25 protein-coding genes are annotated in these 26256 nt (G+C 47.4%); 12 read left to right on the forward strand and 13 right to left on the reverse strand.

All coding sequences use genetic code 11. From position 1 onward, the window contains the following. Positions 1 to 261 precede the first annotated feature (261 nt). The 7 genes from H7F15_RS08260 (at position 262) to H7F15_RS08290 (ending at position 9610) form a co-directional block, all read left to right on the forward strand. Positions 262 to 1509, forward strand: a complete 1248-nt coding sequence (locus tag H7F15_RS08260; protein WP_185196500.1) for an efflux RND transporter periplasmic adaptor subunit — start codon at positions 262 to 264, stop codon at positions 1507 to 1509. Positions 1510 to 1546: 37 nt separating this feature from the next. Then, entirely contained in the window at positions 1547 to 3025 is a 1479-nt protein-coding gene (locus tag H7F15_RS08265) for a TolC family protein (RefSeq protein ID WP_221627017.1), read from the forward strand. Between the two features lie 517 nt (positions 3026 to 3542). Next, positions 3543 to 4241, forward strand: coding sequence for an ABC transporter ATP-binding protein (locus tag H7F15_RS08270; protein ID WP_185196501.1), 699 nt, complete (start codon positions 3543 to 3545; stop codon positions 4239 to 4241). 3 nt (positions 4242 to 4244) lie between these two features. After that, positions 4245 to 5489, forward strand: coding sequence for an ABC transporter permease (locus H7F15_RS08275; RefSeq protein WP_185196502.1), 1245 nt, complete (start codon positions 4245 to 4247; stop codon positions 5487 to 5489). Then, positions 5486 to 6664, forward strand: coding sequence for an ABC transporter permease (locus H7F15_RS08280; RefSeq protein ID WP_185196503.1), 1179 nt, complete (start codon positions 5486 to 5488; stop codon positions 6662 to 6664). The genes H7F15_RS08275 and H7F15_RS08280 overlap by 4 nt, the downstream gene beginning before the upstream one ends. 281 nt (positions 6665 to 6945) lie before the next feature. Next, positions 6946 to 8325, forward strand: coding sequence for a sigma-54 dependent transcriptional regulator (locus H7F15_RS08285; RefSeq protein ID WP_185196504.1), 1380 nt, complete (start codon positions 6946 to 6948; stop codon positions 8323 to 8325). Continuing rightward, complete coding sequence (locus H7F15_RS08290) at positions 8309 to 9610, forward strand: PAS domain-containing sensor histidine kinase (RefSeq protein ID WP_185196505.1); 1302 nt, start codon at positions 8309 to 8311, stop codon at positions 9608 to 9610. Before H7F15_RS08285 ends, H7F15_RS08290 begins: the two co-directional genes overlap by 17 nt. A 96-nt stretch (positions 9611 to 9706) precedes the next feature. Here the strand turns inward: H7F15_RS08290 and H7F15_RS08295 are convergent, their stop codons facing one another. The 7 genes from H7F15_RS08295 to typA all read right to left on the reverse strand — a co-directional run bounded on the left by H7F15_RS08295 (position 9707) and on the right by typA (position 15942). Continuing rightward, complete coding sequence (locus H7F15_RS08295) at positions 9707 to 10177, reverse strand: hypothetical protein (protein ID WP_185196506.1); 471 nt, start codon at positions 10175 to 10177, stop codon at positions 9707 to 9709. Positions 10178 to 10395: 218 nt separating this feature from the next. Further along, positions 10396 to 11613 (reverse strand): OmpA family protein, encoded by a 1218-nt coding sequence (locus tag H7F15_RS08300; RefSeq protein WP_185196507.1) that lies wholly within the window; start codon positions 11611 to 11613, stop codon positions 10396 to 10398. A gap of 222 nt (positions 11614 to 11835) precedes the next feature. Continuing rightward, positions 11836 to 12678 (reverse strand): 1,4-dihydroxy-2-naphthoyl-CoA synthase, encoded by an 843-nt coding sequence (locus H7F15_RS08305; protein WP_163915580.1) that lies wholly within the window; start codon positions 12676 to 12678, stop codon positions 11836 to 11838. Positions 12679 to 12730: 52 nt separating this feature from the next. Continuing rightward, positions 12731 to 13114 carry a hypothetical protein gene (locus H7F15_RS08310; protein WP_185196508.1) on the reverse strand — a complete coding sequence of 128 codons (384 nt, stop codon included), beginning with the start codon at positions 13112 to 13114 and terminating at the stop codon, positions 12731 to 12733. A gap of 27 nt (positions 13115 to 13141) precedes the next feature. Further along, a complete protein-coding gene (locus H7F15_RS08315) occupies positions 13142 to 13492 on the reverse strand; it encodes a zinc ribbon domain-containing protein YjdM (RefSeq protein ID WP_185196509.1) in 351 nt (116 codons plus the stop codon). Between the two features lie 86 nt (positions 13493 to 13578). Then, positions 13579 to 13947 (reverse strand): hypothetical protein, encoded by a 369-nt coding sequence (locus H7F15_RS08320; protein ID WP_185196510.1) that lies wholly within the window; start codon positions 13945 to 13947, stop codon positions 13579 to 13581. 183 nt (positions 13948 to 14130) lie between these two features. Next, positions 14131 to 15942, reverse strand: a complete 1812-nt coding sequence (gene typA / locus H7F15_RS08325) for a translational GTPase TypA (protein WP_185196511.1) — start codon at positions 15940 to 15942, stop codon at positions 14131 to 14133. 212 nt (positions 15943 to 16154) lie between these two features. Here typA and msrB point away from each other — a divergent pair, with 212 nt between their 5' ends. The 3 genes from msrB to H7F15_RS08340 all read left to right on the forward strand — a co-directional run bounded on the left by msrB (position 16155) and on the right by H7F15_RS08340 (position 17748). Next, entirely contained in the window at positions 16155 to 16691 is a 537-nt protein-coding gene (gene msrB, locus H7F15_RS08330) for a peptide-methionine (R)-S-oxide reductase MsrB (protein ID WP_185196512.1), read from the forward strand. Positions 16692 to 17058: 367 nt separating this feature from the next. After that, the gene (locus H7F15_RS08335) at positions 17059 to 17319 is read left to right on the forward strand and encodes a hypothetical protein (protein WP_255481148.1); all 261 of its coding nucleotides are present in this window, start codon (positions 17059 to 17061) and stop codon (positions 17317 to 17319) included. A 105-nt stretch (positions 17320 to 17424) separates the two neighbouring features. Continuing rightward, positions 17425 to 17748 (forward strand): hypothetical protein, encoded by a 324-nt coding sequence (locus H7F15_RS08340; protein ID WP_185196513.1) that lies wholly within the window; start codon positions 17425 to 17427, stop codon positions 17746 to 17748. A gap of 58 nt (positions 17749 to 17806) precedes the next feature. On the opposite strand, the gene H7F15_RS08345 is transcribed toward H7F15_RS08340, so the two are convergent. Then, entirely contained in the window at positions 17807 to 18022 is a 216-nt protein-coding gene (locus tag H7F15_RS08345) for a hypothetical protein (RefSeq protein ID WP_185196514.1), read from the reverse strand. A 143-nt stretch (positions 18023 to 18165) separates the two neighbouring features. On the opposite strand from H7F15_RS08345, the gene metG reads away from it, so the two are divergent. Both metG and H7F15_RS08355 read left to right on the forward strand, forming a co-directional pair. Next, positions 18166 to 20211 carry a methionine--tRNA ligase gene (gene metG / locus H7F15_RS08350; protein WP_185196515.1) on the forward strand — a complete coding sequence of 682 codons (2046 nt, stop codon included), beginning with the start codon at positions 18166 to 18168 and terminating at the stop codon, positions 20209 to 20211. A 224-nt stretch (positions 20212 to 20435) separates the two neighbouring features. Continuing rightward, on the forward strand, positions 20436 to 20984 hold the full coding sequence (locus H7F15_RS08355; RefSeq protein ID WP_185196516.1) for a transposase: 549 nt from the start codon (positions 20436 to 20438) through the stop codon (positions 20982 to 20984). Positions 20985 to 21107: 123 nt separating this feature from the next. Here H7F15_RS08355 and H7F15_RS08360 read toward each other — a convergent pair whose 3' ends face one another. The 5 genes from H7F15_RS08360 to H7F15_RS08380 form a co-directional block, all read right to left on the reverse strand. Further along, complete coding sequence (locus tag H7F15_RS08360; RefSeq protein WP_185196517.1) at positions 21108 to 22373, reverse strand: MFS transporter; 1266 nt, start codon at positions 22371 to 22373, stop codon at positions 21108 to 21110. A gap of 102 nt (positions 22374 to 22475) precedes the next feature. Beyond that, positions 22476 to 23549, reverse strand: a complete 1074-nt coding sequence (locus tag H7F15_RS08365) for an acyltransferase (RefSeq protein ID WP_185196518.1) — start codon at positions 23547 to 23549, stop codon at positions 22476 to 22478. Further along, entirely contained in the window at positions 23549 to 24112 is a 564-nt protein-coding gene (gene pth, locus H7F15_RS08370) for an aminoacyl-tRNA hydrolase (RefSeq protein ID WP_185196669.1), read from the reverse strand. The genes H7F15_RS08365 and pth overlap by 1 nt, the downstream gene beginning before the upstream one ends. Positions 24113 to 24372: 260 nt before the next feature. Then, a complete protein-coding gene (locus tag H7F15_RS08375; RefSeq protein WP_185196519.1) occupies positions 24373 to 24963 on the reverse strand; it encodes a 50S ribosomal protein L25/general stress protein Ctc in 591 nt (196 codons plus the stop codon). 209 nt (positions 24964 to 25172) lie between these two features. Next, the gene (locus H7F15_RS08380; RefSeq protein ID WP_185196520.1) at positions 25173 to 26102 is read right to left on the reverse strand and encodes a ribose-phosphate pyrophosphokinase; all 930 of its coding nucleotides are present in this window, start codon (positions 26100 to 26102) and stop codon (positions 25173 to 25175) included. Between the last annotated feature and the right edge of the window lie 154 nt (positions 26103 to 26256).

Genomic DNA, 26256 nt, shown 5'->3' on the forward strand with positions numbered 1-26256 from the left:
CTTGCACTATAGCTTTTACACTTCGATATCACCCAACTATAGCACTTCAAACTTCAATATAGTAAAAGTAAAATACAGTTCCTGCTATAGTTAAACTCCACCTCAAACTATAGTTCACAAAACCGAACACACCTGTTCAATACTGAACACCTTTTAGAAGCTAAAAACTATAGTTTTAAGATGTAACTATCAGTAAATCAATAATATACATAACTGGCATATAAGTTGGCTAAGTTTTGGTGAAAAGTACACTATAAAACTATGGACCGCGAATTATCTGCCACTACCAAACAAGCCAACAAACGCCGCCGCTACTGGCAAATCGGGATTGCCCTGGCGGTGCTGGCCTTTGCTATAGTTGGTTTCCGAAGCCTACTCACGCCATCGCTTAGCCGCGACAAAGTGCGCACGGCAGTGGTAGAGCGTGGCCCGGTGGTAGCTACTATTTCGGCGAGCGGAGTGGTGGTGCCTGAGCACGAGTTGGTAATTACCAGCCCCATACAGGCGCGCATTGAGCAGGTGCTGCTAAAAGCCGGCGAGCAGGTAAAACCCGGTGACCAGATCCTGCTACTCGATAGAGCCTACACCCAACTGGCATACGAAAAGCTGAAAGACGAACAGCAACTGAACCAGCACAAAAGCGTGCAGCTGCGCCTGAACCTTCGCAAAACACTGAACCAGCTGGCATCGCAGCTAACTATAAAACAGATGCGGGTGAAAAGCTTGCAGGCGCAGCTCGAAGACGAAAAGTACCTGCTAAAGATTGGCGGCACTACCCAAGAAAGCGTGAAGCAGGCCGAACTGAATCTAAAAATAGCGCAGCAGGAGCTTCAGGAAATTGAACACGACATGGCCACCGAGCGCGAACTTCTGAAAGCCGACGAGCAGGAACTGGGCTTTACGCTGGCCATGCAGGGCCGGTCTATAGAAGAGCTGCAGCGCAAAATGGAGCAGGCCGAAGTACGCGCCACCCACAACGGGGTGATCACCTGGGTGAAGAACGAAACGGGTAGCACTGTAAACGCCGGCGACATTATTGCCCGCCTCGCCGACCTGAGCAGCTACAAAGTAAAAGCCACCATTTCAGATACTTACGCGGGGCAGTTAAAGCCGGGTGGCAGCGCCATCGTTCGCATCAACAACACCGATATGCAGGGCGTGGTGTCGTCGGTGGAGCCTACGGTTACGAATGGCATTGTTACCTTTTATGTGGCTCTGCAGGACAAAGCCCACCAGCTGCTTCGCCCTAATCTGCGTGCGGACGTGTACGTGGAACTGGCTTCTAAAACTGATGTGCTGCGGGTAAAGAACGGACCTTACTTTAACAACACGGCCGCCCAGCAGGTGTTCGTGGTGCAGGGCGATAAAGCCATCCGAAAATCGGCAACTATAGGCATAAGCAACGTGGATTTTGTGGAGCTGGAAAATGGCGTGCAGCCTGGCGATGTAATCGTGATCTCGGATATGGCGGAGTACCAACACGCGGAGAAGATTAGAATTAAGAATTAAGAATTGCGCTAACCTATCTACCTATAAAACTAAAACTATGAAATGTGTTTTTACCTGTTTAGTGTTTGTGATGCTGCTCTGTTGCGGCCAAAGTATAGCCCAGCCTGGTGTGCGTGTGTTGCACCTGCAGGACGTTATCTCTTTGGCGCAGCAGCAGTCGGCAGCAGCAAAGCAGGCCGACGTAAACCAGGAAAGCAGTTACTGGCAGTGGCGCAGCTTCAAATCTGATTACCGCCCGCAACTGAGCCTGAGCGGCACCTTACCCGACTTCAGCAGAAGCTACACACCGGTTATTCAGCCCGACGGGACTACCGATTTTAAGCCTGTAACTATAAACAGCTCGGATGTTGGCTTAACCCTGCGGCAGCTTATCAGCCCCACGGGTGGCAGCGTATTTGTCACATCGCTGATGCAGCGTTTCGATGATTTTGACCGCGAGATTACCCGCTACAATGGCAACCCGGCTATAGTTGGTTTTGAGCAGCCGCTGTTCGCTTACAACCCATTTGCCTGGGCTAAAAAAGTGGAGCCCCTGCGTTACCAGGAGTCGCAGCGCCAGTTCGTGGAAGACAAGGAAACTATAGCCGTGCAGGCCACGCAACTATACTTTGAGTTGTTGCTGGCACAGGTAAACCAACGCATCGCTACACAAAATCTGGCTAACAACGATACCCTTTACCACATTGCTGAAGAAAAGTATAAACTGGGCCGCCTGTCTAAAAACGACCTGCTACAAATGCAGCTGGCTGTACTGAACGCCCGCCTTGCCCAGGACCAGGCCAGCCTGGATGAGCAAAACGCCACTTTAGCTATAAAAACTTTTGTAGGCTTAAAAGACAACGATGCCCTGCAGCTAACTATACCGGACAGCATACCGGAAACTATAGTTTCGGCGGAGCTGGCCCTGGCCGAAGCCAAGAAGAACCGCAAAGAAGCTGTGAGCTTTAAACGCCGCCTACTGGAAGCTGAAAGCTTGGTAGCAAAAGCCAAAGGCGACAATGGCTTGAACATGAGTGTTTTCGCCACTTTTGGTTTATCGAACAGTGCCGAAAATTTCTCGGATGTGTATGCCCGGCCAGAGAACCTGCAGCGCGCACGGGTAGGCTTTAACATGCCATTGATGGACTGGGGCCGCCAACGCTCCAACTATAAAGTAGCCGACCTGAACCGCCAGTTGGTGCAACACACCGTTGCCCAGGAAGAAGCTACCTTTGAGCAGGCCGTACTATCGCAGGCTAACCAGTACATCACATTAAAACGTCGGTTAGAAACTACTGCTGCTGCCGATGCCATTGCCCAGGAGCGCTACAACATTACCAAAAGTACTTTCATCGTTGGCCGCATCAGCATAACAGAACTCAATATTGCATTGGCAGAGAAAGACCAGGCCCGTCGCGCCTACATCTCCGCGCTCAGCCAGTTCTGGTCCGCGTACTATAGTTTAAGGCAGTTAACCCTTTTTGATTTTGAAAAGCAGCAGGTATTGGTGGTTGACACCACCCCAACTCTCCCCTAAAAACAGGGGAGGGAGAGCAACAGAGAAGTCCCCCTTTGAAGGGGGTAGGGGGATGACCAACAGTAACTATAAAACTATAACTATAGCATAGACAGGATTAGCTTATCGCCATAGACAAGGAGGGGTTAGGGGTGGTTGGATTGCAGCAACTATAGAACTATAGCTGAAACTATAGTAGTAGCAGAAAAACTTCCGCCTTAGACTACCGAGAAGCGATTTCGGAGGTAGCGAGCGTAGCTCTGAGGGGCAAAGGGTGGTTGGAATGCTATGAAACTATAGCCACAGCCTTTGTCATGCTTGTCCCTGCCGGGCCGGTTGAGTCAGGAGACGCAACACCATAATAAGGCACGAGTCTGGAGACTCGCGCCAGCAAAGAGAGGGTTAATAGCAACTGAAACTATATAACTATAGCCAAGCTCCTTCTCCTGTTTTTGGGGTAGGGGCCCTATTTAAAAGGGGAAGGCTGGGAAGGGGTAAACAACGAATAACTACCAATTAATAACGATATTTAAAAACTATGATCACGCTATCAGACATCGAAAAAGTTTACCAGACGAAGACAATCGAAACGGTGGCTTTGCAGCGCGTAAACCTGACGGTTCCGAAGGGAGAATTTGTATCCATTATGGGGCCATCGGGCTGCGGAAAATCTACGTTGCTTAACATCATGGGTCTGCTGGATGTGCCTACATCCGGTGTAGTAACGATTGATGGGCAATCTATTACATCTTACAAAGACAAAGAACTGGCGCACATCCGCAACGAGAAGATCGGGTTTGTGTTCCAGAGCTACCACCTGGTTAACGACCTGAGCGTGCTCGATAACGTGGAGTTGCCGTTGCTTTACCGCAGCGGTGTATCGGGTTCAGAGCGCACCAAACTGGCCAAAGCAGCTCTGGATAAGGTGGGCCTGAGCGCCCGTACCAAACACTTTCCGAACCAACTATCGGGCGGACAGCGCCAGCGTGTGGCCATTGCCCGCGCGCTTATCGGTAACCCTGCTATTATACTGGCCGATGAGCCAACAGGTAACCTGGACTCGGTGATGGGAGAAGAAGTGATAAACATCCTGCTAAACCTGAACCGCCAGGACGGCGCAACTATAGTGATGGTAACGCACGACGAGAACATGGCGCATAAGACCGAACGCCTTGTGCGTTTCTTTGACGGGCAGCAGGTTTCCGACTCTAAAGTTTTCGACCTACAGACTGTTTAAGCCATGCTCAAAAATTACTTTAAAATAGCCTGGAAGGTACTCTTGCGGCGCAAGTTTTTCACCTTCATCAGTTTGTTCGGCATCAGTGTTACGCTTATGGTGCTGATGGTTGTAACTGCTTTGGTAAACTATATGTTTGGGGCACATGCGCCGGAAAAAAACATGGACCGGATGCTGTATGTAACAAGGCTGCACATGACAGGAGATGGCACTCAGATGAACAGCGCTCCCAGTTATTATTTTCTGAACAGGTTTATAAAGCCGCTCAAATCTCCCGAAAAGATCAGCATTTACTCCAACAGCAACTATACTTCAATAAATTTTACAAGTGGCCGCAAGCTGGAAATGAAGACACGCTACACCGACAGCGAATTCTGGCGCATCATGAATTTTAATTTTCTGGAGGGCGGTGCCTATGGCGATGCCGCAGTTGAGGGTGCACAACTGGTAGCCGTTATTAACGAGGCCACCAGCCTGAATAATTTTGGAACTGTAAAGGCCGTTGGCAAAATGCTGGAACTGGACAACAGAAGCTATAAAGTAGTTGGCGTGGTAGAGAACGTTTCGGCCATCCGGCCCAGCACCTATTCAGATGTCTGGATTCCTTATACAACAAGTAAAGATGACCTGGGCAATGCAAACTATAGCGGTTCCTTTTGTGCTGTGCTGCTGGCTAAAGATGCTGACGACCTTGATGACATAAAGAAGGAGTTCTATAGTACTGCGGCTAAAATTCCATTAATGCCGGGCGAGAACTTTACAGAGTTAAAGGTATTTGCAGATACCCACCTGGAAGGGTTTGTGCGGGAGATAACATCATCTGTAGAAAATGAAGTAAATGTTGCCTTGCTGTACACACTGGTGTTTGGGGCCATGTTTTTCTTTATGCTGATCCCAACGCTTAACCTGGTAAACATCAACATCAGTCGCATTATGGAGCGTGCTTCCGAAATTGGTGTTCGCAAAGCATTTGGCGCATCTTCCAATACATTGGTTTTTCAGTTTCTTTTCGAGAATATTTTCCTTACCATTATTGGAGGTGCTATAGGTATACTCTTAGCGACCGGAGCCCTGCAGCTGATCAACAACAGTGGTTTTATACCTTATGCGCAGCTGGAGTTAAACCTGTATGTGTTACTGTTCAGCGTGCTCATCTGTCTGTTCTTTGGTGTACTTTCCGGAGTTTATCCGGCTTTTAAAATGTCTAAACTTCACCCGGCATCAGTGCTGAAAGGAGGCGCAAAATGATAAAGCATCTGTTTAAACTTGTCTGGAACCGAAGACGAGCCAATTTCCTGATGATCCTGGCGATCTTCTTCTCTTTTATCGTTCTGTTCGGAACTATAAGCGTGCTGGTTAACAGCTGGCGTAACTATAACAAACCAATGGGTTTTGAGGCAGAGCGCATCTGGTACGTAAACATTCAATCTTTCCAGACCCCGAAAGATGAAGCCAGAACGATAACCGAACAGCTGGTGCGCCGGCTGCAAACCTTGCCTGAGATCGAAAGTGTTGCGTTAGCCAGCGGAAACGCTGCTTATTCTGGTTGGTCGTCTGTGTCTGGGTTGCAGTACAAGAACCTGGAACGGGGCGTAAACAGTGTAACTGTGCAAGGAGGCGATTTCCAGAAAACAATGGACCTTAACCTGACGGAAGGCCGCTGGTTTCAGGATGGTGATGCACAGTCAAACCAGAACCCGGTTCTGATAACCCAGGATGTGAAAGAGTTCTTTTTCGGAGAGGAACCTGCGACTGGTAAAAAGTTAAGTACCGGGCAATCAGAATTAACGGTGATTGGGGTGGTAGATCATTACCGTACTAATGGTGAACTGAACTCAGATGATGGTACTTTCTTCAGGGCAACATCGCTGAATGATACTACTCAGGTAATAGCAAGTACATTATACCTGCGCATGAAACCGGGTGTAACATCTGGCTTTGAGGAAAAACTGCTGAAAGAAGCGGGTGCCGTTGCTACTGGCTGGAAATTCGATGTGAAATACATGGACCAGATGCGCTCCAATTACCTGAAAGAATACCTGACGCCTATAGTTGCTTTTGCCATTATCTGCGCTTTCCTGATCCTGAACGTGGCCCTGGGCATATTTGGGGTGCTGTGGTACAACATTAACAAACGCTACTCAGAAATTGGCCTGCGCCGTGCGCTGGGGGCAACAGCTAACCAGATCTACAAGCAGTTTTTAGGGGAGATACTGGTGCTGGCTACCCTGGGGCTGGTGCTGGGAAGCTTCTTTGCCATACAGTTTGTGTTGCTTGATGTGATGGGCCTGCAGCCGGAAGTGTATTACTATGCGTTGGGCATTTCTATCCTTGTGATCTACCTGCTGGTCATCGTTTGCGCCTTTCAGCCAAGCCGCCAGGCTGCAGCCATTCACCCGGCCATCGCTTTGCACGAAGAGTAAACTATAGTTTGGTGAAATTATCAACTGATGTAATCATCCCCCTACCCCCTTCAAAGGGGGACATTCAGCAATGCGTGAAATTCTAATTTTGTTTACGTTGTCTGAAAAAGTCCCCCTTTGAAGGGGGCAGGGAGATGACCAAAGCTAACTATAGAACAATAGCTCAAACTATAGCATGAACCGAAATTCCCCTCCCTGGAGGGGTAAGGGGTGGGTTACAACTATAGCAACTAAAACTGACACCAGAATACCGTATATTTATACTTCTGAACACACCACACATGATCCTGATCATAGACGACGATGCAGCGGTGCGGGCTTCGCTGGGCCTGATGCTGAAACAGAACGGCTTTAAAACCAAAGAAGCGGCAAACCCACGCGAGGCACTTCAACTGGCGGAGCTGCAGCCGTTCGAGCTCGTGCTCATGGACATGAACTTTTCCATAGAAACCACCGGCCACGACGGGCTGGCACTGCTGGGACAGTTTAAGAAGCAGTACCCGAATCTGCCGGTTATTTTGATCACAGGTTGGGGCTCTATTAGCCTGGCCGTAGAAGGCATGCGTTTGGGAGCTGCCGATTTTATTACCAAGCCCTGGAGCAATGAGTACCTGCTACAGGCTATTAAAACAGCACTCAGCTTATCAGTGCAAAACCATAGTTCCGACGAAGCCCTGACGCGCAAGAAGCTGGATCAGCAGTATGATTTCAAAAATATAGTTGGCCAGGACCCGGACCTGTTGAAAGTGCTTAAAAAGATAGGGCAGATTGCGGCCACAGATGCGTCGGTGCTGATAGAAGGAGAGAGCGGAACGGGAAAAGAACTGATTGCCGAAGCCATACACCAGAACAGCGCCCGCCGTAACCAGTCATTTATTAAAGTGAACCTTGGTGGCATTTCGGCTAGTTTGTTTGAAAGTGAGATGTTTGGACACAAGCGCGGTGCTTTTACCGATGCCAAAGGCGACAGGGTAGGCCGTTTTGAAATGGCAAACAAGGGCACTATCTTCCTGGATGAGATCGGTGAACTGGATATGAACAGCCAGGTAAAACTGCTGCGCGTGTTGCAGGACCGCACCTACGAAGTGCTGGGCGACAGTCGCTCTCGGAAACTTGACATACGCGTCGTGTGCGCTACCAACCGTAACCTGGAAGAAATGGTAGCCGATGGTAAATTCCGCGAAGACCTGTTCTACCGCATCAACCTGATTACCGTAAAGCTGCCGGCCCTGCGCGAGCGTGCCGACGATATTCCGTTGCTGGTGCAGTACTTCCTGAACAACCTGAAAAAAGTATACAACCGCCCGGGGCTAACTATAAGCAAAAGCGCTTTGCAGTGGCTACGCGAGCAGCCGCTACCAGGTAATATCCGCGAGCTGAAAAACCTGGTGGAGCGTACGGTGCTGGGAAGCGATAGTGATGTGCTAGAAGCCGAAGATTTCCAGGCGCAGGCACAGCGCAGTGCCTCCAAACCCGCTGATAAAGCCCTGCCAGCCGTGGGTGCCATGACCCTGGACGAAATGGAAGCCAGCATGATCCGGAAGTCGATGGATTATTATCACAACAACATCAGCAAAGTAGCCCGCGCTCTTGGCCTGAGCCGTGCCGCCCTTTACCGCCGGTTAGATAAGTTTAACATCCCGTATGAGTCTCAGGACTAAGTTCATCCTTTTTGCCACAGTAATACACCTGCTGCTGGCGGCCATGGCTTATTTCCTGCTGCAGGAGAACGTGTACCTGTTCCTTGGCATGGAGTTGCTAATACTGGGCTCTATCTACATCACATCGCAACTATACGTTACCTTCTTTAAGCCGCTCAGCCTTATCAGGGCAGGCATCCAATCCATAAAAGACAAAGACTTCTCCACCAAGTTTATGGGCGTGGGGCAGAAGGAGCTGGACGAGTTGATAAATGTGTACAACCGCATGATTGAACAGTTGCGGCACGAGCGTGTGGCACAGGCCGAGAAGCACTACTTCCTGGAGAAGCTGATACAGGCATCGCCGGCTGGTATCTTGTTGCTGGGTTTTGATAACCAGGTAGAGCACGTAAACCCGGCAGCTGAACTATACCTGCAACAACCTGCCAATAGTTTGCTGGGCAAGCACGTAAGCCAGTTGCCCAAAGTATGGGCCGAACAGCTCACGCAACTACAAACCGGCAGCTCCATTACGTTTCGGGTAAATGGCATCCGGACGTATCGCTGCCACCGCGCCCATTTCCTGGATCGTGGCTTTCAGCATTACTTTGTATTAATAGAAGAACTGACCGAAGCGATTTTGCAGAACGAACGGCAGGCTTACGAAAAGGTGATCCGGATGATGTCGCATGAAGTGAACAACTCGGCGGGGGCTGTAAACTCTATACTGGGTTCGCTGCAGTATTACGCGCCACAGCTTACTGATGAGCACCGCGAAGATTTTGATAATGCCCTGCAGGTAGCCATAGACCGCAACACCAACCTGAGTCATTTTATGGCCAACTTTGCCAATGTGGTACGCCTGCCCAAACCTAAAAAAACACCAACTGACCTGCACGCCTTGCTTCGCAATCTGGCCCTGCTCATGCAGCCGGAGTTTCAGCGCCGAACTATAAGCTGTACCCTTCAGTTAGCACCGCAGCCACTGGTAATATTGCTTGATCAGCAGCAGATGGAGCAGGTACTGCTAAACGTGCTTAAAAACGCCGTGGAAGCAATTGGCGATACCGGCGAGATAACGATAGCTACCCAAACCAACCCCGCACAACTAACTATAACCGACACAGGCTCCGGCATACCGGAAAGTGTAAGAAGCTTGCTGTTCACACCCTTTTTCAGCACCAAAGAGTACGGGCAAGGCATTGGCTTAACGATGATCCGGGAAATTCTTGTAAACCATGGCTTCCCGTTCTCACTTGAAAGTGATCAGGAGAAGAGAGTGACAACTTTTTGGATTAGGTTTTAAGAACTGGAATAATGCTTCGGTATTTAGAATCTCTCATAAAACAGAACGCCTGCAACTATAAAACTGCAGGCGTTCTGTAAGATTTTATATTAAGTGCTACTTTACTAACTCAATGAACCTCTCTGTTTCGTAACCTTCCCACGCAAGTTCGTCGTTCACCCAAACCTGTTTGCAGATCTGTGAGTTGTCGGTGCGCTCGATATTGCATTTTATTGTATCCGAGTTAGTTTCGTTCCATTTTACAATGGTAACCGGAAAACTGCTATGGAAATCCGCATTCGGGAATATTCGTATCCTATATGTATCTCCCTGCTTAAAAATGTGGAAGCCCTTTGGATGATCCATATCCGTGTTGTTAACTTTCTGCTTTACTCCATCAACAACATAAAATATTTCGATCTCTTCGGCATTGTAGCCATTCGCATTGGTTGGGTCAAGCATGTCTGCGCCGGATGCATCTTTAACAGACATTTCTATCTTGGTATCAACTATAGCTTTCTCTGGGTCATCGGATTTGCAGGAAGTAAGCAGTAGAAACACGAAGAGAAGGGAAGTTAGGTATTTCATTGTTTTCAGCTTTAGATTAGAAATTCTTTTGTTGAGTATGTATAAAGGCCGTACCTCTGGTAGTGCAACTATAGTAGCACACAATACAGGTGGCAAGTATGAAGTTAGCTTAATATTTTATAAATCCAATACTAAATTGTTTTTTTATAAAACAACACCGCTTGCAACTATAAAGCTGCAGGCGGTGCTTGTGTATGCTCTAAAGCAGAGATCTATAGTTACCGTTTCACAAACTCCACGCGGCGGTTGTTGGCTTTGGCTTCCGGGGTGCTGTTCTTATCTATCGGTTTCGATTCCCCCATACCTTTGGCTTCCAGGCGGTCGGCTTTAATGCCTTGCTCTACCAGGTAGGTTTTCACGGCTTCGGCGCGCTGCTGGCTTAGCTTCTGGTTGGCTTTTTCGTCGCCGTCGCTGTCGGTGTGGCCTTCTACGGTGAAGTTAAGTGTTGGCTGTTCGTTCATCAGTTTGGCTATACCTGCCAGCGTCCCTGTAGATTCCGGGCGTATAGTTGCCTGGTTCACATCGAACTTAATGCCATAGGTTACAATTTTGCCGTCGGCCATAACCTGGTCGTATAGTTTCTTGCCCCCTTCGGCTATCAGCACATTTTTTACCATGGTGTTGGCATCTATGCGTTTATCTACTTCTATGCGCATGCTGGTTGGCTTGCCGGTAACGTTTGGTATGTTTACAAGGCGCTGGTTATCCAGGTACACCTTCATGCTGCGCTTGTTAAAAGCTATGGCTACGTGGCGCCACTTATTCTTTATATTTTGTGCTGCCAGCTCTTCCGACTCCGAACCGAAGGTCTTAAACCTGGCCAGGTTGGCGCGTATCTCAATGCCGTTCCAGAAATCGCCGTGCAGTTCCTGCTTATAGTTGGAGTTGTCGTCTACAAAATAAATGTAGTAGGCCACGTTTGGGTTGTCATCATCAAAGAACAGGTCCATCTCCACTGTAAAGGTCTCGGGCAGGTACTGGTCTTTTTTCATGAGCGGTTTAATGCTGGTGGTAGAGCGCACCAGGTTAATTACCTGCTCACCCCCGAAGTTAGCTACTTCCGCATTTCCATCGTTCAGGTCCCAGCGCGACGGGAACTCGCCTAACTCTTCGCTGGCAAGGTTGTCTGCAAAAATTACTTTATCACCGGGCACAAAATCGAACTTAGACCAGGCTTTCATTTTACCCGCTTCGGTTCCTTCCGAAGTACCACCGCTTTCTGCAGTTTCTGCTTTAGCTACTTTATTGCCGCCGATTTTCTTTTTCCCATCCACCGCATCATCAACAGTCTTATCAATTTTCTGATCGATCTTCTGGTCTATCTTCTGATTAACCTTGTTCTTGATCTTGTTGCCGATGTCGAACTGGGCATGGGCTGGCAAATGGAAAAGGGCCAGCAGCAACATACCGGCCATAGAAGCAAACACTTTTTTCATAGTGGGTAATTAAGATTAGATGATTGAACTACAAATGTAAATAATATAACTATAGTAATAAAAATTTGTGTAGTGGTAATCCGTAAACTATGGCTGGCTGATTAGTGAAACTATAGTTTGATGGGGTGAAGGGTGTTAAAGCTGGAGTTGTACTGAAGAAAGGGAAGGCAACAAAAAAGCCCGCTGTAGTAGCGGGCTTCCGTATAGTATGAAAACTATAGTTTAAGAGATCCAAGGGATGTTCTTGAAGTTAGGTTTACGTTTCTCCAGGAACGCGTTTCGACCTTCTTTGGCTTCTTCGGTCATGTAAGCCAGGCGGGTTGCTTCGCCGGCAAAAACCTGCTGACCCACCATGCCATCGTCCGTGGCGTTAAAGGCAAACTTCAGCATTTTAATGGATGTCGGCGATTTAGCCAGTATTTCCTGAGCCCACTCGTAAGCAGTGTCTTCCAACTCATCGTGCGGGATAACGGCGTTCACCATGCCCATATCGTAAGCCTCTTGTGCAGAGTAGTTGCGGCCCAGGAAGAAGATCTCGCGGGCGCGTTTCTGGCCTACCATTTTGGCCAGGTACGCCGAGCCGTAACCGCCGTCAAAGCTGGTAACATCGGCATCGGTTTGCTTAAAAATTGCGTGCTCTTTGCTGGCCAGCGTAAGGTCGCAGACAACGTGCAAACTATGGCCGCCGCCAACTGCCCAGCCCGGTACTACGGCAATTACCACCTTCGGCATAAAACGGATCAGGCGCTGCACTTCCAGTATGTTCAGGCGCGGAATGCCGCTTTCATCAACATAGCCCTGGAAGCCGCGCGCATTCTGGTCGCCACCGCTGCAGAAACTATAAACGCCATCTTTGGTAGACGGCCCTTCGGCAGAAAGCAGCACTACGCCAATCGAGGTATCTTCACGGGCATCCAGAAACGCATCGAACAGCTCAAACACCGTTTTCGGGCGGAAGGCGTTGCGCACGTTTGGTCGGTTGAAAGCGATACGGGCTACGCCGTCTGCTTTTTTATAGGTTATATCTTCGTATTCCTTTACGGTTTTCCAGTTAGCTTTGCTCATAACATTACTTTTGCTGCAAGTTAGCTTTTTATAGGTTCAGGCTCAATTGATATTACATTCTCAGCGTAACAATCATTAAAATAAATGCAACATAAGCACCAAAAACGTATGCCCATGATAGCGTCTCGGTTAACTTATCCCTTAAGTATCTTTCTTTAAAATTGTCAAATATCTTCAGGTATCTTTTGCCACCAGTAAACCATATCCAGTTGAGAGCTACAAAGAAAAGGCCTAATGGACGTAAATACTTTTCATCAGATTCAGGCATCTCTCCATTAGCATAGAAATAAATTATATCGGTAATTGTAAAAAGGTATAACACACCCGACACACCTATTATAACAGAAGCAGTCAGCCAGGGTATATCATTTTTATACCTTCCATTTTTGTAGTAGCGCTTGAAAACGTGGAAGAAGATCAGGTTATACCAAGCCATTCGCTTTTACAGTTTAGGAGCGTGAACCTACGCCTTTCTTACAAATTCAGACTTCAGGCCCATCGAGCCGAAGCCATCAATCTTGCAGTCAATGTTATGGTCACCATCTGTCAGGCGGATGTTCTTCACTTTGGTGCCGGCTTTTACAGGTTTCGGAGCGCCTTTCACGGGCAGGTCTTTGATCACCACTACGGTGTCACCATCCTGCAACTCGTTTCCGTTCGCATCTATCACTTTTAAGCCGCTTTCAGTTTCCGCTTCTGTTTCTTCATTCGGGTTCCACTCGTTTCCGCATTCCGGGCAAGCATATAATTCATCGCCCATGGCGTAACCGTAAGGGGAGTTACATTTCGGGCATGGTTTCATTTCTTCTGACATGGTAATCTATTTTATTGTTGTTGTATTTAGTTTAACGTTATGCTTGCACCAGATGGGCGAGGTGAAGTTGCGCTTTGTTATCTGACCTAATTTTTTAGTTTTTTAAGTAGCGCGACAGCTTCTTTATTGATTTCTCTCCATTCTAAAGTATAGACAAACTGTTCAATGTCAGGGACATTGTAGGGTGAAACTCTAGTAAACTCACGAGTCAACACTTTTTCAAACACAGATAATAAATTTTGTTCTGATGCATTAAAAGCCATCTTAAACAACCTGTCGTCAGGATTATAAAGTACATCCCACTGTCCAAACAGTTCGGCAGATACATCTGCGAAAGGAACATTTTTTTGATACTCGAGTTGGGCTTCTTTTGATGACCATAATTCAATAACCTCAAGAATCAGTTCTCTAATTCTTGAAGCCATTTCTTCATCTGAGATTATCTCTTTATCCATCAAAATGACATGTAACTATAACATAAACCACAACATACGTTTATCAGCACTTTGTTTAAAATTACGTTACATATATTTAGAATACCGATCGGCCCCAATATACCTAAACTATAGCTCACCCCAAAACAAAAGCCCCAACCAGGTTTACCAGTCGGGGCTTTCTTAAACTATAGTTTGGGTAGCTTAGGCTACTTCTTCTTTCTTGCTCATGCGGTTACGCTCGTTCTCGTCTAAGTAGATCTTGCGCATACGTAGGCTCTTAGGCGTTACCTCCAGGTACTCATCCTTCTGGATGTATTCCATGGCTTCTTCCAGCGAGAAGTTTTTAGCAGGAGCGATCTTGGTATTATCATCTGAACCGGAAGCACGCATGTTTGTCAGCTTCTTACCTTTCTGGATGTTCACCGTGATATCGTTCTGGCGGTTGTGCTCTCCAATTACCTGACCCATGTATACATCTACACCCGGATCAACAAAGAAAACACCTCTGTCCTGTAGTTTATCGATAGAGTAAGCAGTACCAGGACCCGTCTCCATAGAGATGATAGAACCGTTGTTACGGCCCGGGATAGCACCTTTGTAAGGCTCGTATGCTAAGAAGCGGTGGTTCATGATAGCTTCACCGGCAGTTGCAGTCAGTACGTTGTTACGCAGACCAATCAAACCACGCGAAGGAATCGTGAATTCCAGGTGCTGCAGGTCGCCTTTTGGCTCCATCACGTTCAGTTCACCTTTACGCATCGATACCAGCTCAATTACTTTACCAGCAGTTTCTTCCGGCACATCCACAACCAACTGCTCAATTGGCTCGTGACGCACACCGTCAATTTCTTTATAAATAACCTGTGGCTGACCTACCTGTAACTCATAACCTTCGCGGCGCATGGTTTCGATAAGTACTGACAAGTGCAGGATACCACGACCAAATACCAGGAATGAATCCTCTCGGTCGGTTTCCTGTACGCGCAGTGCCAGGTTCTTTTCAGTTTCTTTAAACAGACGATCACGAAGGTGACGTGATGTTACGAACTTACCCTCTTTACCGAAGAAAGGAGAGTTGTTGATCGTGAACAGCATGTTCATGGTAGGCTCGTCGATAGCGATACGTGCCAGTGGCTCCGGGTTCTCGGCATCAGCAATGGTATCACCAATGTCAAAACCTTCGATACCTGTTACTGCGCAAATCTCGCCGGCATGTACTTCCTGCACAGCTTTCTTGCCAAGGCCTTCGAATACCTGTAGTTCTTTAATTCTACCTTTCTTGATAGTGCCATCGGCTTTGCAAAGCGAAATTGGCATACCTTCTTTCAGCGTGCCACGGTGCACACGACCGATAGCGATACGACCTACGAAAGATGAATAGTCAAGCGAGGTGATCTGCATTTGCGGCGTACCTTCACGGAACGGAGCAGCCGGGATCACATCAATGATAGCATCCAACAGTGGAGTGATGTCTTCTGTTTTTTGTGTCCAGTCGGTGCTCATCCAACCCTGCTTAGACGAGCCGTACAGCGTTGTAAAGTCCAGCTGGTCTTCGGTAGCATCTAGGTTAAACATCAGGTCGAATACCTGCTCGTGTACCTCATCAGGACGGCAGTTTTCTTTATCTACTTTGTTTACAACCACAATTGGTTTCAGGCCAAGCTGTATGGCTTTACCCAATACGAAACGTGTCTGTGGCATGGCACCTTCAAAGGCGTCTACTAACAGTAGTACACCATCAGCCATTTTCAGTACACGCTCTACTTCACCACCGAAGTCGGCGTGACCAGGCGTGTCTATAACGTTGATCTTTACACCTTTATAGCGAACCGACACGTTCTTAGAAACGATCGTGATACCGCGCTCGCGCTCCAGGTCGTTGTTGTCCAGTAAAAGGTCGTCAAAGTGCTGGTGCTCTGCAAAAAGCTTTGAAGCGTGGATGATCTTGTCCACGAGCGTTGTTTTGCCGTGGTCTACGTGAGCGATGATCGCGATATTACGAATGTTCTGCATTGAATTGATTTTTCGAGGTGCAAAAGTACTAAAAACCCTTCATTTTTTAGTAGTCCGCTCGAAATAAACTGGTTATGATTTTATTATTTTCTCCAGAACCGGCTTTCCGGCAGTGGTTAAGGGGCAAACATACGCGGCCTGTTCTTTGTTCATTTCAGGTATAATTATTGCAAACCATTGATTTAAAGGCCTTTTAAAACGTATCTATAGTTATGAGAAAATTATTTTTATACCTGATGGCAGCCGGGCTTTTTGCCAGCTGCAACCAGCAGGAAAACGCTACTGCCGCCAACTATACCTTGGCAACTATAGGCGATGCTTCTGTTTCTGAAGCCGCGCCAGCACAGCAAACAAAACCCTATAAGGTTCAGAAATCCGCAGCAGAATGGAAAAAAGTGCTTACCCCGGAACAGTATTTTGTGCTGCGCGAAAAAGGCACCGAACCTGCATTTGATAACAAGTACAACGCCAACAAGGCTAAAGGCATTTACTATTGTGCCGGTTGCGGCAATCCGGTTTTCAGTTCTGCTGCCAAATTCGATTCCGGAACCGGCTGGCCCAGCTTCTGGAAACCCATCTCAAGCAAAAACATCCGGGAAATTACCGATAGAAGTGCCGGCATGATCCGGACGGAAGTGGTATGTGCCAACTGCGGCGGCCACCTGGGCCACGTGTTCGACGACGGCCCAAAGCCAACCGGCCTGCGCTACTGCCTTAACTCTGCAGCCCTGGATTTCAGGAAAGAATAATTGCTGGGTGTTGATTGCTGATTGTTTTCAGTATTTACAGGATTAAAGGATTAACAGGATTTTATTTTTGAGTTGACGTTACGCAATTTGTTTGCACTTGTAATGGCCTATGAAACTATAGTTCTAACTATAGCAGTAGCAGAAAGTCCCCCTTCGAAGGGGGCAGGGGGATGACAAACGCTAACTATACAACTATAGCTGTTCCAACTATAGCAAGAACTGCGCACACTGCTGCGTCAAGAAATCCTGAAAATCTTTAAATTCGATAAATCCTGATTCAGACAATTGAACAATCAGCAACTAACAATTAACAATAACTATGTAGCTGCCGTACCTTTTATGCATCATAACTATAAAGCATAAAACTATGACAGAGCTACATTCAGAAGCAGAAAATATAGAGAACCTATCGCAGCACATGATGGATGCTTTCCGGGCAAAGAACATAAAGGAGGGCGAAGTGCTTACCTACCAGGAACTTTACCCGATCCTGCAGGAAAAATATCCGAAGTACAAAGACGTTCAGAAAGAAGCAGAACAACATCTGGCAAAATCAGGGTTTGTAAACCCGGCACCGGAAGGGCTGATGCTGACACAGATCGGCTACCGTGCCCTGACAGAGAAGTAGTGCAACTATAAAACTCCTATAGTCCTGTTTTAGAAGCGGTGGCTGCCGTATACTATAGTATATGTGCATGATTTATAGTTGTGTACAGGGTTAAGGCAGCAGATTATGAAAAAATACAGAACAGCTATAGTTGGGTTGGCAGTGTTAGGGCTAGTGTCCTGCACTTCGCTCTCGGAAGGTGAAGAAGGAATGCCGGGTGTAGATCGTGAGAACAGGGTACGGTACCGAGGCGATGCCAATGCCGGCCTCCGCGACCGCATGGATGAACAGGCCAGCGAGATAAACCGGAAAAAGAACATAGAGGAAACAAACAGAAATGCACCGGCCATGAAACCGCCCGAGGTAAGGCCTGAGCAACTGCCAAACGCCCCTGTGGATACGACCAAACATTCGCCGCGGCGCGTAACTCCCCGAAGAACCGGCAATTAACTGCAAAAGCCGGCCAAAACGATAGTTTCGGCCGGCTTTTGTGTGCTGGTACAATGCCTTATTTGCTTACATCGTCCGGTTCCTGGTCCGAGTCGCCCAGGTGTAGTTCGTCTGGCTCCAGGTCTACATACACTTCATGGTCGGGTGGGGTGGTTTCCGATTCGCGGGTGGCTTCCTGCGGTGCCGGGTTTTTGCTGATCTCTTTCTTTTCGCTTTTTTCTCCGAGGCTGTCTTTGTCGCCTTTTTTTATGTGTGCGTTATCTTTCTGCTTCATGTTAAAGTATACAGTAGGTGATGTTCCGTTTACGGAAGCAGGCACAGTAAGTAACTATAGTTTCCTGATTTTGTAACTGAGGCCAACTATAGCAGGGCGCAATGTGGCTGCTATTCGTATATTTGCTTTTTTTAAGACAAAAGATGACAACAAATACTCCTAAACGCTATACTGTAACGGCAGCGTTGCCTTATGCCAACGGCCCGGTTCACATCGGTCACCTGGCTGGGGTTTATTTGCCGGCTGATATTTATGTGCGCTACCTGCGTTTGCAGGGCCGCGACGTGAAGTTTATCTGTGGTTCAGATGAGCACGGTGTTCCGATCACGATACGCGCCAAAAAAGAGGGCATCACGCCACAACAGGCCGTTGATAAATACCATGAACTGATCAAACAGTCGTTCGCAGATTTTAACATTTCCTTTGATATCTACGATCGAACTTCCTCTAAAATACACCACGAAACAGCTTCGGATTTCTTCCTGAAACTATACAACGACGGTAAGTTTATAGAGCAGACCACCCAGCAGTACTACGACGAGAAAGCCCAGCAATTTTTAGCAGACCGCTATATAGTTGGTACCTGTCCGAAGTGCGGAAACGAAAACGCCTACGGCGACCAGTGCGAAAGCTGCGGAACTTCTCTGAACGCTACTGACCTGATCAACCCGAAAAGTACACTGAGCGGTGAGCCACCTGTGCTGCGCGAAACAAAACACTGGTACCTACCCCTGAACGAGTACGAACCGTGGCTGCGCGAATGGATAGTGGATGGCCACAAAGGCGACTGGAAGCCAAACGTATACGGCCAGTGCAAATCATGGATAGACCAGGGCTTGCAACCACGCGCCGTAACCCGCGACCTGGACTGGGGCGTGCCTGTGCCGGTTGAAGGAGCCGAAGGAAAAGTGCTGTATGTTTGGTTCGATGCGCCGATCGGTTATATTTCGGCAACCAAAGCGCTTACTCCGGATTGGGAAAAATACTGGAAAGGCGAGGATACAAAACTGGTGCACTTCATTGGTAAGGATAACATCGTGTTCCACTGCATCATCTTCCCAAGTATGCTGAAGGCGCACGGTGATTATATTCTGCCAGACAACGTCCCGGCCAACGAGTTCCTGAACCTGGAAGGCGATAAAATTTCTACCTCGCGAAACTGGGCGGTATGGCTGCACGAGTACCTGGAAGAATTTAAAGGCAAAGGCGATGTGTTACGTTATGCCCTGTGTGCCAATGCCCCTGAAACCAAAGACAACGACTTTACCTGGAAAGATTACCAGGCCCGTAATAACAACGAGCTCCTGGCTATACTTGGTAACTTTATAAACCGAGCCGTAGTGCTTACCCAAAAGTATTACAACGGCGCAGTACCAACACGCGGCGAGCTGCAGGATTATGACAAACAAGTGCTGGAAGTGCTGGCCGGGATGCCGATGGTAATTGCCGCACACATTGAGCGTTACAAGTTCCGTGATGCGTTAGGTGAACTGATGAACCTGGCACGTTTAGGTAACAAATACCTGGCCGATACAGAGCCGTGGAAGCTGATAAAGACAGACGAGGCCCGTGTAAAAACCATCATGAACATCGCGCTGCAGATCTCTGGTAGCCTGGCTATATTGATGGAGCCGTTTCTGCCGGATTCTGCTGCTAAACTGCGTGGTATGCTGAACATGGCCTTAGGCAATAGCTGGACCGATGCCGGCGCTACTGACTTGCTGAAAGAAGGGCACGTGATCGGTACGCCTGCTTTGCTGTTCGAGAAAGTAGAAGACGCCGCCGTGGAAGCACAGGTGCAGAAGCTGCTGGATACCAAAAAAGCAAACGAAATGGCCAATGCCGTAGTGGAACCAGCCAAAGAGAACATTACGTTCGATGAGTTCTCTAAAATGGACATCCGCATAGGAACTATACTTGCCGCCGAAAAAGTGGCCAAAACCAAAAAACTCCTGAAGCTAACGATTGATACTGGTATAGACCAGCGTACGGTTGTGAGTGGCATCGCTGAGTTCTTTAACCCGGATGAAATTATCGGTCAGCAGGTAAGTATCTTGGTTAACCTGGCACCACGCGATATCAAAGGCATTACCAGCCAGGGCATGATCCTGATGGCAGAAAATGCCGATGGCTCGCTGGCCTTCGTACAGCCAAGTAAAGAAGTAAAACCAGGCGGAACAGTGTCGTAAACTATAGTTTGATGTAATAAAAAAAAGCCCCGCAGCTAACTATAGTTGCAGGGCTTTTTTGTGTGTAGAGACGCAAGATGTTGCGTCTCCAAAGGCGTTTAAATTGGTAGTAGCTATTGTAAGGTGCTTTAGCTGCAAGAATGATACAGCTTTTATGATAAGCCTGTAGCAGGAGACGCAACATCTTGCGTCTCTACAATTGTGTTCATTCCGTAAATGATGGCATGGACAAGTTTAGGAACAGTTACCGGATTCCATCTACCCGTTTAGCAAACTGGGATTATAGTTCGCATGGGTTATATTTTGTAACAATCTGTACGAAAGACAAACAGCATTATTTTGGGGATATTACTCAAGTCATTCAACAGGAGCCGCAAGAAATTGCGTCTCTACGAAAAACCGATATTGGTAACATCGCCCACAAATTGTGGGAAGAAATTCCAGTACATTTTCCATTTGTGCAGCTTGATGAATTTATCGTTATGCCTAACCACATGCATGGAATTCTTTTTCTGAACAGACCTGAATATGAGCAATGGCAACCTAACAGATTCGGACCACAATCCCGGAATTTAGCATCCGTTATCAGAGGCTATAAGGTAGCGGTAAAGAAATATGCTACGATCAATCAGATTGAGTTTGGCTGGCAAAGCAGATATTATGATCGTGTAATACGCTCTGAGAAAGAACTCTGTAATATCAGAAATTATATTTTCAATAACCCGGCAAACTGGCAAGCAGAAAAGAATAACCCTGAAAATCTATTCATGTAGTGATATGTAGAGACGCAAGATGTTGCGTCTCCTGCAACAGGCCTACCAGTAGAACTCTATAATTTGAATGAATGAAAGCTTTGTACTATAGCTTTGCCTTTAAAGACGCAACATCTTGCGTCTCTACGCCCCGATAACTGCAATCTGCTCTGTAAATTTTTTTTGGTCTATCTTTTTAACCACAAAATACAAGCCCACACTTACAACTATAGCAAAAGCACTGAGTACCCACCACAGCGTGTCGAAACTATAGCGCGCGGCGATGGTGGTGCCCATGTACGGAGCTACCACATGCGCAGCGGCATACGATATAGTATACAGGCCCATATAAGACCCACGGTTGCTGTTATTAGAGCGCTCCACCGAAATAGTAGCCATAAACGGCATTACCAGAATCTCAGAAAAACTGAGCAGCGCCATAGCAATGTAAAGCAGGAAAATGTGGTGCCCCAGGTTAAGGATGGCAAACGATAAGCCAAGCACCAGCACACCAATCGGTATCAGCCACGATTTCTTTATTTTGTCCCCGATCAGGTAAACAAAGATCATCTCGATCATAAACACGATAAACCCGTTCAGGGCAAGCAGACCGCCAATACTCTGTTCGGGCAATACATACACCTGCCTATAGTATAGTGGCAGCGTAGAGAGGAGCTGAAAGAACAGCATCGCAAAACCAGCGTTCAGTAACACAAAAACCAGGTACAGGCTATCGGTATAAGGAGACCTTACTTTCTCTGATAAAGTAGGAGTGGCATCGTTAACTATAGTTTCTGTAGCAACTTTCTTTTGTGGTCTGTGCCCTTGTTTATTCCGGAAGTAGATGTAGAAAAACAGGCCGGCCATCATACAGCCCAGCGCATCGCCCACAAAAAGGTATTTGTATGAGATAGCCGCTATCATGCCTCCCAGGGCCGGACCAATAGAAAAGCCTAAGTTCAGTGCCATACGGTTTAGGGAAAAGGCTCTGGTCACATTTTCGGGTTTGGCATAATGCGCAATGGATGATGCGTTGGCCGGGCGCAGCATGTCGTTTACAAGGCTCAGCACAAATACACCGATGGCGATGTGCTCAAACTTCTCGAGGAACAGGAACATAAAGTATAAGCTGCCGCCAACCGTAAGGCTGAAGAACTGTACCTTAAAATGACCGATCTTATCGGTGAGCCACCCGCCCAGAAAACCGCCGCACACGGCACCAAGCCCGTAAATACTGAGGATAATACCGGCTTCTTTCATTGTAAATCCCAGCGCCTCGGTCAGGTACACGCCCAGGAAGGGGATCACCATAGCGCCGCTGCGGTTGATGAACATGATCAGCGAAAGCATCCAGGCAGACCTGGACAGGCCGCCAAAGGCATTTCGGTAAAGCCGTAAAATCTTTTTCATAGTAGGGTTTGTATGGTGCAAGCAACAGAAACTACAAAAGCGTGTTGCTGTAAATAAATAACTATAGTTGCAGAGGGCGAGGCTTTAACTATAGAAGTACTATCAGGAGAGACGCGCTGTAATGGCTTTGCTTACTTTTTGCCCCAGCCGGATGAAGCGCTGCTCGTAATAACGATACACCAACTGGCTAAGAATAAGGGTTAATACAATAGCCACTATGATGGTAACCCACGGGGAGAAGTGGAGTTTTTTGCCGGCAAATTTTACAACTTCGTAAACAAGCGGGTGAAGCAGGTAAACCGCATAACTGATCTCGCCTAAGGTATGCAGCGGCACATGAACTATAGTTGGCAGCGTAACCGGCAGCTTGTACATGGCAAAGCAAACAGCCAGACAGGTACCGGCAAAAATAAAGCGCTCCCAATCTGTAACCAATACTACTGTGTTGCCCGATGCCGGATAAAACGCAAACACAACTATAGCCAGCACTAAAACTATAGTTAATGGCACGGCAGGCAACGACCTGTATTTGGTTAGATACCCGATAGCCACACCACCTAAAAACAGAAAGATCTGGTTAAACGGATTTACATAGTCACGCCAATGCGCTGCGAGTGGCACGGCATCGTCTATCTTATAAAATGCAAAGTATGCACCTATAGCAACTATAGCCAAACAAACTATAGCAAAAGCTAACCGGCTATACCTGGCCGAGAACAGGAAAATCGGGAAGAACAGGTAAAAAACCATCTCGTTTCCGATAGACCAGACACCTGTACCAATAGATTTATCCCAGGCCACAAACCCGAACAAACCAGTAAAGTTAAGCAGGATGCGGTCCCATTCGCGGAGCTCGGGCAGGATGATAAGGTAAACAGGCATAATCAGCCAGAGCAACGGGAACAGCCGGAAAACCCGTTTCAGGTAGAAGTCTATTAACCCGGCTTTGCTGGGCTGCAAACGCGCTTCGTAAACATGGTACAGGGTGAGCCCGCTCAGTACATAAAAGATGGCAACGCCGTACAAGCCAATACGCCCCCAGAACGTTTCGGCTTCCATGTGGCCCAACGTCCAGCTCTGGAAATGGTATAACAGGATACCAAAAGCAGCCAGGCCCCTGACATAGTCAAGCGATGTAACTCTGGCCGGTGCCTCTTGTACCCGTGTTGCTGCCATTATTTTGTGTTGTAGAAATTCATGGTGCGCTCCAGCCCGATCGTGCCAAAAGACACAACCGCTTCTGCAGACTTTTCGATCAGGGTCTGTAGTTCAGCCTGCTCGTCGTCGCTGAACTTGCTTAGTACATAATCTACCTGTTTGCCTTTATGGAAAGCATCACCCACCCCAAAGCGCAGGCGCGGGTAATTGTTGTGCCCCAGTGTCTGCTCGATGTGTTTCAAGCCGTTGTGGCCGCCGGCGCTGCCTTTAGTACGGATGCGGATCTTTCCGAAAGGTAAAGCTATATCATCGGTGATCACCATCATTTGATCCGGCTGTAGTTTAAGACTACTTAGCCAGTGGCCTACGGCTTTGCCGCTCAGGTTCATGTACGTGGTTGGCTTCACCAGCACAAAGGTGCGGCCCTTGGTTTTTATTTCAGTTACAAAGGAGTGGCGGCCGGTATCGAACGTAGCATCGTGTTTTTTTGCCAGGTAATCCAGCACCATAAAGCCGATGTTGTGGCGGGTTTCGGCATATTCGGGGCCAATGTTTCCTAAACCAACTATAAGGTATTTCATGCTTGTATCTTCGGGTAGGGCGGGAGCTTTGGGTGTCAGCCCCAGCCATTGTTTCAACGTGTTCAGCATTCTATTAAGATGTTAGACTATAGATATTAGATAATAGACTTAATGTTACAAAAGAAATCAAGTAGCTATTATGAATCTTTGATAGTCTGATATCTAGTATCTGAATTCTAATATCTAGCCAAATTTAAATAAAAAATCCTGCCCTGCTTGCAGCAGGACAGGATCTTGTACTATAAAGTAGCGTTTGCTGCTTATTTCTTGCCAGCGCGGGCTTCTTCCATCTGTGCACTCTTCAGGGCACGTGGGATAGTTACTGTAGCAACCGGAGCAAGCGCGTTAGTCAGGATCTCGTAGTTACCACCAGTGTTGATCTTGCCAACTTTGATAGACTTACCAAGTTCCAGTTCAGAGATATCAACTTCGATATAATCTGGAAGGTTAGCAGGAAGTGCTTTTACTTTAAGCTTACGCAGCTTTGTAACAAGTTTACCACCTACCATTACACCTGGAGAGTTACCAACCATTTTAACAGGAATTTCCATTTTAACTGGCTTATCATCCTGTAGCTCCAGCAGGTCAACGTGCAACAGCATTTCGTTTACCGGGTGGAACTGTGCATCCTGCAGAACAGCTCTGTAGTGTGTGCCTTCAATATTCAGATCTACTTCGTATACTTCCGGAGAATAAATTAAGTCTCTGAACAGGATAACTGGTGCATAGAAATGAACTTGCTCAGCACCGCCATAAAGTACACCTGGTACATAAGACTCATTACGCAGTTCTTTCGTCTGCGCTTTGCCGAGATTTGCTCTTTTAAACCCTATAATCTCTAAAGTTTTCATAAAATGAATTTGTTAAATTTTTTCGAGCCACAAAGGTAGGGATTTAATTGTTGATTGTTGAATTGTTGATTGTTTTTTTCTGATAAAGTGCAATCAACTATAAAATCGGCTTCAAAAGTACCTTTAACCCTATTAATATTATTTCTTGTGCTGATAGTTAGTTGTTAATCATTGAAAACAACAATTAACAACTAACAATCAGCAATCAATTAGATAAACAGCGAACTGATAGACTCGTGTGTTACTACGTTGTTGATGGCGCGGGCAAACAGCTCGGAGAAGGTAAGTACCTTGATCTTGGAGCACTGCTGGCGTAGCGGAATAGTGTCGGAAACTACCAGTTCTTCCAGCACAGAGTTTTCGATGCGCTCGTAAGCCGGGCCCGATAACACAGGGTGCGTGGCGATGGCTCTTACAGATTTGGCACCTTTCTCTTTCAGCAGTTCGGCAGCTTTGGTTATAGTTCCGGCGGTATCTACCATGTCGTCAACCAGCACCACGTCCATGCCTTCCACATCACCGATCACCTGCATCGAGGCGATCTCGTTGGCACGTTTACGGTGCTTGTCGCACACTACCATTTCAGCACCGAAGTTCTTGGCAAAAGCTCTTGTTCTTACCACACCTCCAACGTCCGGCGATGCGAAGATCAGGTCGGAACCCAGGTTCAGGCTGCGCAGGTAAGGCACAAAAATAGCAGAACCATCCAGATGGTCTACCGGAATGTCGAAGAAGCCCTGGATCTGGCCGGCGTGCAGGTCGCAGGTCATCAGGCGGTCGGCACCACAGCTTTGTATGGCATTGGCCAGTACTTTTGCGCCGATCGAAACACGCGGCTTGTCCTTACGGTCCTGGCGGGCATAGCCGTAGTAAGGCATAACCACAATTACCTTGTGTGCCGAGGCGCGTTTGGCTGCGTCAACCAGCAGCATCAGTTCCATCAGGTTATCGGCCGGCGGAAACGTGGAGAGAACTATAAACACTTCGGCACCGCGCACCGACTCGTTGTAGTGAACACCTATTTCGCCATCGCTGAAACGGGAAATAGTAAGGTCGCCGAGTGTTGTGCCGTAAGCAGCAGCAATTTTCTCAGCTAAGTAGCGTGACTGGGAGCCGGAGAAGATCTTTACAAGGGGCATAGTTTTGAGAATGCTAAAATGGGTTTAGGTTAACTATGCCTGCAAAGCTACGAAATAACTTGTTTAGGTAGCTCTATATTACCAAGTTAAATCTGCTGGTTGAAGAGGTGTTTTTGTATGCTCACCATAAAATATTTCACTGTAATTTCAGAAT

The sequence above is a fragment of the Pontibacter sp. Tf4 genome, from assembly GCF_014212495.1.
GTDB lineage: Bacteria > Bacteroidota > Bacteroidia > Cytophagales > Hymenobacteraceae > Pontibacter.

Coding starts and splice junctions, on each gene's coding strand:
- H7F15_RS08270 (WP_185196501.1), top strand. CDS start 3,543: ATGATCACGCTATCAGACATCGAAAAAGTTTACCAGACGAAGACAATC.
- H7F15_RS08355 (WP_185196516.1), top strand. CDS start 20,436: ATGGACAAGTTTAGGAACAGTTACCGGATTCCATCTACCCGTTTAGCA.
- H7F15_RS08305 (WP_163915580.1), bottom strand. CDS start 12,678: ATGAGCAAAGCTAACTGGAAAACCGTAAAGGAATACGAAGATATAACC.
- H7F15_RS08295 (WP_185196506.1), bottom strand. CDS start 10,177: ATGAAATACCTAACTTCCCTTCTCTTCGTGTTTCTACTGCTTACTTCC.
- H7F15_RS08335 (WP_255481148.1), top strand. CDS start 17,059: ATGACAGAGCTACATTCAGAAGCAGAAAATATAGAGAACCTATCGCAG.
- H7F15_RS08380 (WP_185196520.1), bottom strand. CDS start 26,102: ATGCCCCTTGTAAAGATCTTCTCCGGCTCCCAGTCACGCTACTTAGCT.
- H7F15_RS08365 (WP_185196518.1), bottom strand. CDS start 23,549: ATGGCAGCAACACGGGTACAAGAGGCACCGGCCAGAGTTACATCGCTT.
- H7F15_RS08300 (WP_185196507.1), bottom strand. CDS start 11,613: ATGAAAAAAGTGTTTGCTTCTATGGCCGGTATGTTGCTGCTGGCCCTT.
- H7F15_RS08285 (WP_185196504.1), top strand. CDS start 6,946: ATGATCCTGATCATAGACGACGATGCAGCGGTGCGGGCTTCGCTGGGC.
- H7F15_RS08265 (WP_221627017.1), top strand. CDS start 1,547: ATGAAATGTGTTTTTACCTGTTTAGTGTTTGTGATGCTGCTCTGTTGC.
- H7F15_RS08320 (WP_185196510.1), bottom strand. CDS start 13,947: ATGGATAAAGAGATAATCTCAGATGAAGAAATGGCTTCAAGAATTAGA.
- H7F15_RS08360 (WP_185196517.1), bottom strand. CDS start 22,373: ATGAAAAAGATTTTACGGCTTTACCGAAATGCCTTTGGCGGCCTGTCC.
- H7F15_RS08275 (WP_185196502.1), top strand. CDS start 4,245: ATGCTCAAAAATTACTTTAAAATAGCCTGGAAGGTACTCTTGCGGCGC.
- typA (WP_185196511.1), bottom strand. CDS start 15,942: ATGCAGAACATTCGTAATATCGCGATCATCGCTCACGTAGACCACGGC.
- H7F15_RS08260 (WP_185196500.1), top strand. CDS start 262: ATGGACCGCGAATTATCTGCCACTACCAAACAAGCCAACAAACGCCGC.
- pth (WP_185196669.1), bottom strand. CDS start 24,112: ATGAAATACCTTATAGTTGGTTTAGGAAACATTGGCCCCGAATATGCC.
- H7F15_RS08345 (WP_185196514.1), bottom strand. CDS start 18,022: ATGAAGCAGAAAGATAACGCACACATAAAAAAAGGCGACAAAGACAGC.
- H7F15_RS08375 (WP_185196519.1), bottom strand. CDS start 24,963: ATGAAAACTTTAGAGATTATAGGGTTTAAAAGAGCAAATCTCGGCAAA.
- msrB (WP_185196512.1), top strand. CDS start 16,155: ATGAGAAAATTATTTTTATACCTGATGGCAGCCGGGCTTTTTGCCAGC.
- H7F15_RS08340 (WP_185196513.1), top strand. CDS start 17,425: ATGAAAAAATACAGAACAGCTATAGTTGGGTTGGCAGTGTTAGGGCTA.
- H7F15_RS08290 (WP_185196505.1), top strand. CDS start 8,309: ATGAGTCTCAGGACTAAGTTCATCCTTTTTGCCACAGTAATACACCTG.
- H7F15_RS08280 (WP_185196503.1), top strand. CDS start 5,486: ATGATAAAGCATCTGTTTAAACTTGTCTGGAACCGAAGACGAGCCAAT.
- H7F15_RS08315 (WP_185196509.1), bottom strand. CDS start 13,492: ATGTCAGAAGAAATGAAACCATGCCCGAAATGTAACTCCCCTTACGGT.
- H7F15_RS08310 (WP_185196508.1), bottom strand. CDS start 13,114: ATGGCTTGGTATAACCTGATCTTCTTCCACGTTTTCAAGCGCTACTAC.
- metG (WP_185196515.1), top strand. CDS start 18,166: ATGACAACAAATACTCCTAAACGCTATACTGTAACGGCAGCGTTGCCT.